Source organism: Ectothiorhodospira lacustris (assembly GCF_022227785.1).
GTDB lineage: Bacteria > Pseudomonadota > Gammaproteobacteria > Ectothiorhodospirales > Ectothiorhodospiraceae > Ectothiorhodospira > Ectothiorhodospira lacustris.
Window position 1 is genome coordinate 1 of record NZ_JAJNQM010000107.1, and the last position, 8521, is coordinate 8521.

Annotated in this window: 6 protein-coding genes; 4 read left to right on the forward strand and 2 right to left on the reverse strand. The window is 61.6% G+C overall.

Translation table 11 applies throughout. From position 1 onward, the window contains the following. Positions 1-291: 291 nt before the first annotated feature. Positions 292-831 (forward strand): DUF2939 domain-containing protein, encoded by a 540-nt coding sequence (locus LQ952_RS14610; RefSeq protein WP_238623358.1) that lies wholly within the window; start codon positions 292-294, stop codon positions 829-831. Between the two features lie 16 nt (positions 832-847). On the opposite strand, the gene LQ952_RS14615 is transcribed toward LQ952_RS14610, so the two are convergent. Both LQ952_RS14615 and LQ952_RS14620 read right to left on the reverse strand, forming a co-directional pair. Continuing rightward, entirely contained in the window at positions 848-2170 is a 1323-nt protein-coding gene (locus LQ952_RS14615; RefSeq protein ID WP_238623359.1) for a citrate synthase, read from the reverse strand. Between the two features lie 141 nt (positions 2171-2311). Then, positions 2312-3454, reverse strand: a complete 1143-nt coding sequence (locus tag LQ952_RS14620; RefSeq protein ID WP_238623360.1) for a MinD/ParA family protein — start codon at positions 3452-3454, stop codon at positions 2312-2314. Between the two features lie 272 nt (positions 3455-3726). Between LQ952_RS14620 and LQ952_RS14625 the strand changes: the two genes are divergently transcribed. From LQ952_RS14625 to LQ952_RS14635, 3 genes are all read left to right on the forward strand, one after another. After that, a complete protein-coding gene (locus tag LQ952_RS14625; RefSeq protein ID WP_238623361.1) occupies positions 3727-5778 on the forward strand; it encodes an HDOD domain-containing protein in 2052 nt (683 codons plus the stop codon). Between the two features lie 32 nt (positions 5779-5810). Beyond that, positions 5811-7988 (forward strand): putative bifunctional diguanylate cyclase/phosphodiesterase, encoded by a 2178-nt coding sequence (locus LQ952_RS14630; RefSeq protein WP_238623362.1) that lies wholly within the window; start codon positions 5811-5813, stop codon positions 7986-7988. Positions 7989-8085: 97 nt separating this feature from the next. Beyond that, positions 8086-8521 (forward strand): EAL domain-containing protein (locus LQ952_RS14635; protein WP_238623363.1); only part of this gene is annotated, 436 nt, incomplete at its 3' end.

Consider the following 8521-nt stretch of genomic DNA (forward strand, 5'->3'; position numbering starts at 1 on the left):
GAGGGAGTGATGGAAAGGGAGGGCGGGAGTGAAAGATAGCGGGGCGGAGTGACGGAAAGAGGATTTTTCAGAGCTTCCTCGGTGTGTTTCTACCGCTGGACGAGGTGAGTGGTGTGGGTGCTTTTTCTGGTGCTGAGGGTGCGAGAGGTCGTTTAAGTCCGTTCAGCCACATGCCTGAAACCGCCGATTCCGCTAGGATATCGGTGACAACTCCGCTCCTGCCCGTCGATGGCGGGCTTTGGCCGGGGGTTCCCAGCCTTCCAGTTCAGCTCATATGGTCGTCCTTACATCATGAATATGCTTGTCAAACCCCTGGTCATTGTCGGCCTGCTTGCCCTTGGTGGCTGGTATTACTACGCGCCTTACTACACCGTGTCCCAGATGCAGGCAGCAGTGGAATCCCGGGATACCGATAAGCTGGCCCGCCACGTGGATTTCCCGGCCCTGCGGGAAGACGTGCGTCAGAGCCTCAATGAGGTCCTGGCCCAGGAACTGGCGGATTTTCGCCGGGATAACCCCTTCGGGGGGCTCGGCGTGGCCGTGGCGGGGGCGTTGCTCAAGCCGCTGGTGGATGCCGTGGTTTCTCCCGCCGGGGTATTCACCATTATGGAGGGGTATATCCCCGAGCCCGATGGCCGCGGCATGAGCTTTACTGCCCAGGGAGAAACCCGGACCCGCATGGGGTATGCGGGTCTGGACCGCTTCGTGGTCACCATCGAAAGTGAGCGTGACCCCGTTCAGCAGGTGGATCTGATCCTGCATCGACAGGGGAATTTTTCGTGGAAACTGGCCTCCCTGGGCCTCCCCTGGGCTTCCGGGGTCCGGCCCTAGGGGGGACGGGCCGGCCTCACTCCGCCCTGTTGCGCTCCTCCATGGGCAGATAATGGGCGTCGGTGGTCCCCGTATAGATCTGCCGCGGCCGTGCAATGCGGCTGACCGGGGCCTGGTGCTGTTCCCACCAGTGGGCGATCCAGCCGGGCAACCGGCCGATGGCGAAGATCACCGTGAACATGTTGGTGGGAATGCCCATGGCCCGCAGGATGATGCCGCTGTAGAAATCCACGTTGGGATAGAGCTTGCGATCCGCGAAGTAGGGGTCCGACAGGGCGATCTCCTCCAGCCGACGGGCGATGTCCAGCAGGGGGTCGTTGCGGTTGAGCACCGGCACCAGTTCCTGGGCGATCTTCTGCAGCATCTGGGCGCGGGGATCGAAGTTCTTGTAGACCCGGTGACCAAAGCCCATCAGGCGGACCTTGCTGTCCTTGTCCTTGGCCAGCTTCACGTATTCCTCCGGTGTGATGTTGCCCCGGTGGATCTGATCCAGCATGTTGAGTACTTCCACGTTGGCACCGCCGTGCAGCGGCCCCCACAGGGCGCAGACACCGGCGGCACAGGAGGCGAACAGATTGGCGCCGCTGGAACCCACCATGCGCACGGTGGAGGTAGAGCAGTTCTGTTCGTGGTCTGCGTGCAGGATCAGGATCAGGTTCAGGGCCTTGCTGACGATCTCCGGACAGACGTACTGCTCGTAGGGCTGGGAGAACATCATGTGCAGGAAGTTGGGCACGTACCGCATCGCCGGATGGGGGTACATGTAAGGCAGGCCCTTGGAATGCCGGTAGGCGTAGGCCGCGACGGTGCGTACCTTGCTGATGAGGCGGGCCGAGGCCTGACGGAACTGCTGCTCGTCTTCGAGTTCGTGCAGTTCCGGATAGAAGCAGGAGAGGGCATTGATCATGGCGGACAGGATGGCCATGGGCGGCGCGGCCCGGGGGAAACCCTGGAAGTGATATTTCATGCCTTCATCGATGTTGGCGAAGCGGGTCAGATCCGCCGAGAAGGAGGCGTATTCCTCGGCCGTGGGCAAGGTGCCGTTGATCAGCAACATGGCCACTTCGATGAAGGAGGGGCTGTCTGCAAACTCCTCGATGGGGATGCCCCGGTAACGCAGGATGCCCTGGTCACCGTCGATGAAGGTGATGCCGCTCTCGCAGCTGCCGGTATTGCCGTAGCCCGGGTCCAGGGTGATGTGGTTGGTCTGGCTGCGCAGGTTGGAGATATCAATGGCGCGCTCGCCCTCGCTGCCCTCCACCACAGGGAGGCTGAGGGTCTGCCCGTCCAGGGTCAGGGTGGCGTTGCCTCGGGACGTGGATGGGTTCGGATTGGTCATGGAAGGACCTCCAGGGCGGGTGGGGGACAAAGTGACGGTTGGGCCGTAAGAGACTCAAGATATTCAATGCGGGCATCACTCTGCAATGGGCAAGCAGGTGCACCCCGATCGGATGCATGGCTTGAAGCGCTGATCGGGCACCTAAGGCGTTTTCTGCAGGCGTCTCAGCCGTTCCATGAGGCTAAGGCCTTGGTGTCCCAGTTGCCTGAGTTGGTCAGCCAATTGCTGTTGCGGCCCGAAGCGGGCTTCATCATAGCCATGGTGGCGGGCAGGCAAGTCCAGGCCATGGTCACCGACCGTGAATGTGTTGTCTCGGCTGAACAGGGCCTCCGAGCGCGGTGAGGGTGGCGGTGGTGATTCGGCTGGTGACGCCTCATCGGGTTCTTCCGGAGCCGCTCCGGTATCGTCAGGTGCCTTGGTATCGAGCCAGCACTGACTGAACAGGCGCCCGGGCGCCGTCACGGGCGGGGCGTTTTCCAGGGCATCCGCCATGCGCTGGAATGTCCTGTGGGAAGGGTCGTGTTCGGGGAACAAGGCCACAGGGTACTGCAGCAGTACGGCGTTTCGCAGGCTCTCATCCCGCTGGATGAAACTCAGGAAATTGACCCGGGCCTTGAGATATTTTTCAACGGCGCCGCTGAAGCGCTGGAAGACATCCCGTGCCTCATGCACATCGCCCACCATGTTGACCAGGACCTGACAGTTCACGTCCCCCCGCCGCAGGGCCAGCCGCAGCAACGAATAAGCGTCGGTCAGGGAAGTGGGCTCGGGGGTCAGTATCAGCAGCATGCGGTGGGCGGCACCGATGAATGCCAGAGTAGTATTGGAAATGCCCGCCGCAGTATCCAGCAGTAGATAGTCGAACTCCCCCTCAATGCGGGCCAGTTCATTGGCCAGGTGCCGGCGCTGGGGTGTGTCCAGATCCACGCACTCGGCGATGCCGTTGGCTCCCGGGACCAGTTTCAGACCATGGGGGCCTTTCTGAATGACCGCTTCGATGGAGTGCTCGCCCGAGAGTACGTGTTCCAGACTGTACTCAGGCCGCATCCCGAGCAGGAGGCCGGCATTGGCCAGCCCCGTATCCGCGTCCAGAATGCAGACCTTGCGCCCACGCATGGAGAGGCACAGCCCCAGGTTGATTGCAATACTGGATTTGCCCACGCCACCCTTGCCGCTGGTAATGGCAATGACCTGGGGCCGCCGATCCTCTGCGCTGTTTGCCGATCCGGGTGGGCGCGTCGGATCTCGCGGGGCCTCGGTTTGAAGGTTGTCGGTGCTGGGCATGGTCCTGCTGTGCCTGTGGGCGCTGACATGGAGAGGAAGGCCGATGGGGTGATCCATGGGCGGGTCGAGTGACAGCCCTGATCGGCAGTTTGTCGAGAGACGTACTTTATCTCAAAATCCGCACTATCATTGCGACTAAACAATATTTGTGATTAAACAGTTTAGTGTTGTAATTCTCACACCCGGCACGGCTGACCGGGGCTTTTCTGTTTGCCACCAGAGCGAGGGACAAGCGGTATGCATGTAACGACCCGCCGGGCCGTGGGGTAGTCATGGCTCAGGAAAATCCACTGATGGAGACGATGCCGAGCCTGCCGCAGGTCCTGTTGAATATCCTGGATGCGATTCAGGATGAGCAGGCCGATCTGCGCAGCCTGGGCGAGATCATCCTGCAGGACCCGGCCATGACCGCACGCCTGATCGCGGTTGCCAACTCTGCTCACTACGCCAGGGCCGGAGGCTGTCGTTCTCTGGATCGCGCCATCATGGTCTTGGGGCAGCGCACGGTGAAAAACGTGGTCATGACGGCGGCGATGAAGCAGATGTTTGACGAACTTGGCCGCCGTCATCGCCGCTTCCTCAAGGAATCCTGGCGCGGCACGCTGGTCACCGCCACCCTCGCCCAGGCCCTGGCCGCCCTGACCCGTTATCCTCGTCCGGAAGAGGCTTACCTGTGCGGCTTACTGGTCAACCTGGGACGCCTGGCCCGGCTGACCCTGGATGAGTCCCGTTATCCCGGACTTCTGGAGACGGCGGAGGACGATCAGGATCTGATCCGCCGGGAACAGGCCACCTACGGCAGCAGTCATTGCGAAGAGGCGGCCGGCCTGATGGCGCAGTGGGGGCTGAATCCCCTGCTGAGCGACGCCGTTCGCTATCATCTGGAACCGGCGCGGCAGGTGCGGGATGCCCATCACCTGGTGAAGCTGGTGAATCTGGCACATGCGCTGGGTGCGGGTGAGGCGATCACTGAGGGCGCAGCGGAGGCCGCAGACCTCCTGTTCGGACTCAACGAAGGCTTGAGCAGTGAATTGAGGGATAGCGTACAGGAAGATACCCGACGTCTGGCGGCGGCACTGGAGATTGAGCTTGATGATCGGGACCGGACGGCTTCCGACCGTCGCGCCGAGCAGCGGCTGGGTCAGTGTCTGGGTGATCTCGGTCAGCTGGATAGGGTCCAGGGAGAACTCAGCCAGGTTCGAGAGCTCAGACAATGTTGCCGGGCGGTGCGCAAGGTCCTGTTCATGACCCTGGGGGTGGAACACAGCCTGCTTTTTCTGGTCGATGCACGCCGCGAGCTCTTGAGTGCCTGGACCGATCCGGCGGATGATCCCGCCTTTGTGCTGCCCCTGGAGCGGGGCCGAAGTGCCGTCACCGACACCTGCCTGGATGGCCGCCTACAGGTGCTGTCCCGGTCCAAGGGCGATGATCTTCCCGTGGTGGATCGTCAGCTCTTTGGGGTCTGCCATGCACGGCGGCTCTGGCTTCTACCTCTTGTCGGGACGGACCGTACCGTCGTCGGGGTGCTGGTGCTGGGGGTCGTCTCCGATACTCAGGCCGCCCAGCTGGAAGAACGTCGTGGTTTTGTGCGGGCCCTGACCGGAGAAATCGCCCGGGCGTTGGGCAATGGTCCCCCCCTTCCCGCGGGTGGCGACCCCGATTTGCAGCGGCGCATCAGTGAAGTCATCCATGAGGCGGGCAATCCCCTGACCATCATCCAGAATTATCTGGCCATGCTGCGTATCAAGCTGGGAGAGACCCATGATGTGCAGCAGGATCTGGACCTGATCCGTGAGGAGATTGATCGGGTGGGGCGCATCCTGCTACGGATGAAGGACGTGCCGGCCCTGGGGCAGGCGGATGACGTGCCCATGGATCAGCTGGTTCGGCAGGTGGCCGAAATCTTCAAGGGTTCCCTGTGCCGGACTCGTGATGTCGGGCTTTCCCTGAGTCTGGCGGCGGGTGAGGCGGGCACTTTCGGTCACGCCGACCACCTGCGTCAGGTCCTGACCAATCTGCTGAAAAATGCCATTGAGGCAGTGAACACGGGGGGTGAAATTCACGTTGCCACGAGCGCCCCGGTGAACCTCAACGGCTCTCGCTACGTGGAGTTGACGGTTCGGGATAACGGCCCCGGTATCCCGGAGTCGATCCAGTCGCACCTTTTCTCTCCCGTGACCTCCACCAAGGGTGAAGGGCATTCCGGCCTGGGCCTGAGCATCACCCGGCGCCTGATCGACGAAATGGGCGGGAGTATCGTCTGTGCCAGTGGCGCACAGGGTACCCGCTTCCAGATTCTGTTTCCGCTCGATGGTCAGGGATGATGCGACCATGAACACTTCCCGGACCCTGACTGATGAACTCAGCATCACCTTTTCACGAACCGCAAGATCCCGCCTCCGCCCGCATTCTGCTGGTGGATGATGACCTTCGCCTGTTGACGAGTCTGCGTTCACTGCTGGAGTTGCATGGTTTTCGGGCGGATACGGCGGGAGGCGGGCGTGAGGCCATGGACAAGCTGCGGGAACGCAGCTACGACCTGGTGCTGCTGGATCTGGCCATGCCCGAGGTGGGGGGGCGGGAGGTGCTGCGCTTCATGGCCGCCGAACAACTGCCCTGCATCACGGTGGTGGTCAGTGCCAATAGTTCGATCCAGGACACGACGGGTGCCCTTCGGGATGGGGCCTACGATTACCTGAAAAAACCCTTTGTATCGGAAGAGCTGCTGGCCACCGTCAACAATGCCCTGCGTCGCAAGCATCTTGAGGAGATGAATCGTTGCATGCGGGGGCGCCTGGAACGCTCGGAACGCCTGCACCGACTGATCGTGAACAATTCTCCCGATATCGTCTTCATTCTGGACGAGGCGGGACACTTCAGTTTCATCAACTCCCGGGTGACGGATCTGCTGGGTTATGCACGGGAAGTCCTGCTGGGGTGCCCGTTATTGTCGTTGGTGGACGAGGAAGACCAGGAAAAGGCACATTATTTTCTGGGTCAGGTGATGCGCCGACATCGGGATGTCCGTTCCGTGGAGTTGATTTTGCGTCCTTCCGGGCAGATACATAGCCGAAGACACTTCGAGGTGGCGGTCTGGCCCCAGCAGGAAGAGCTGGAGCATGGTCCCTTCGGTGATATGGCCCATTCCATCTACGGGACCGCCCGGGACATCACCGAGCGCAAGGAATCCGAGGCCTTCATCACTTTTCAGGCCTATCACGACCTGCTGACTCGCCTGCCTAATCGGGCCCTGTTCAAGGACCGGGTCAGCCTTGCCATTGCCCAGGCCCGGCGCAAAGGGGTGCGGCTGGCCGTCATGTTCATCGACCTCAACCGTTTCAAGGTCATCAATGATTCCCTGGGACATACTCTGGGGGACCGGCTGCTGCAGGCAGTGAGTCAGCGGCTACTGGCTTCCATCCGACAGGGTGACACCCTGTCCCGTTTCGGCGGTGATGAATTCACTCTGTTGCTGCCGGAGGTCCAGGATGCCCACGCCGCCGGACAGGTGGCGCAGAAGATCATCGACTGTCTGAGCCGTCCCTTCCAGATCGGTGGTCACGAGCTCTATGTGGGAGCCAGTATCGGTATCGCCCTGTATCCGGAGCAGGGGCAGGGGCTGGATGAGCTGATCAAGCACGCCGACATCGCCATGTACCGGGAAAAGCGTTCCCGCAGGAACGGGTTCCGTGTCTTCGACCCCGAGATGGGCAGCGATGCCCAGCCTCTGCAGCTGGAACAGGATTTTCGGCGGGCGCTGGAGCGGCGGGAGTTTCAGATCCTCTATCAGCCCCAGGTGGATGCGGACCGAGGCCGCTTGGCCGGCGTGGAGGCGCTGGTCCGTTGGCCTCACCCTGTCCATGGTGTGCTCAGTCCTGCGGATTTCATTCCCTTGGCGGAAGAAACCCGTCTGATCATCGACCTGGATCATCTGACGCTGCGTTCGGCTCTGGAAGAGGTGGGGCGGCGTCATCTCGGGGGCTGCGCCGACATGAGACTGGCCGTGAATCTCTCGGCCATCGTGGTCGAGCATGACGATTTCGTTGCGCGGATCAGCGAGACGTTGTCGGAGACCCGTTTCCCGCCCCATCTGCTGGAGCTGGAAATCACCGAAAGCCTGCTGATGAGCGATGCCCATGCCACGGTGGAGAAGCTCGCTGCCCTGAGTCGGCGGGGGATACGCATTGCCATTGACGATTTTGGGACGGGCTATTCGTCCCTGAGCTATCTGCAGAAACTGCCGGTGCATACCCTGAAGATCGATCGCAGTTTCACTCAGGGGATCAACGCCCGCGAAGATCAGTCCTGCCTGGTGAATGCCATCGTGTCCATGGCCAAGGGGCTGCAGATGGGGGTGGTTACAGAAGGGGTGGAGACCGAGGTGCAGATGGATTATTTACGCAGCCTGGGTTGTCCGATGATGCAGGGGTATCTGTTCGGGCGGCCGGCGCCGTTGTCGGACATTCTCGAACGACCGTTGCCGTTGGGTAATCGGGTAAATGGTCACCTTGATGAAGCTCCGCGACAAGCCTAGGGGCGGTCTGTCAACGGCGTGTCACAGTGTCCGGTTAAAGTGACGCACCTATCGCGCCCCGGGATCGGGCGAATTCCCTCCGTTCCGGACCTGTACCGTGACTACCTGCCAGACCATAGAATGCATCCTTGCCCGCGGTGAACTGCATGCCCTGTTCCAGCCGGTCGTAGCCTTGCAGCAAGGCGGGATCATGGGTTACGAAGGCCTGATCCGCGGTCCCTCCGACAGCCCCCTGCATGCCCCGCAGAAATTACTGGCCGAAGCAGCCCGCGCGGGGTGTCTGTTTGAACTGGATCTGCTCTGTCGTCGAGTGATTTTGGCGCGCTTTGCCGAGCTGGGGCTCCAGGGCCGCCTTTTCCTGAACGTCAATCCGGATGTGCTGGCGGATCGCAATGCGGTTCATGGCATGACGCTGCAGCTCTTGCAGGAGAACGGCATCGCCGCTGAGCAGGTGGTGATCGAGCTCACCGAGCAGCAGCCCATCCATGAGTACGACATCATGCGCGAGGCGGTACGACATTACCGGGAAATGG

What these genes read in the sequence shown, in the direction of transcription:
- LQ952_RS14630 (WP_238623362.1), top strand. Translation starts at nt 5,811, where the DNA reads ATGAACTCAGCATCACCTTTTCACGAACCGCAAGATCCCGCCTCCGCC.
- LQ952_RS14615 (WP_238623359.1), bottom strand. Translation starts at nt 2,170, where the DNA reads ATGACCAATCCGAACCCATCCACGTCCCGAGGCAACGCCACCCTGACC.
- LQ952_RS14625 (WP_238623361.1), top strand. Translation starts at nt 3,727, where the DNA reads ATGGCTCAGGAAAATCCACTGATGGAGACGATGCCGAGCCTGCCGCAG.
- LQ952_RS14610 (WP_238623358.1), top strand. Translation starts at nt 292, where the DNA reads ATGAATATGCTTGTCAAACCCCTGGTCATTGTCGGCCTGCTTGCCCTT.
- LQ952_RS14620 (WP_238623360.1), bottom strand. Translation starts at nt 3,454, where the DNA reads ATGCCCAGCACCGACAACCTTCAAACCGAGGCCCCGCGAGATCCGACG.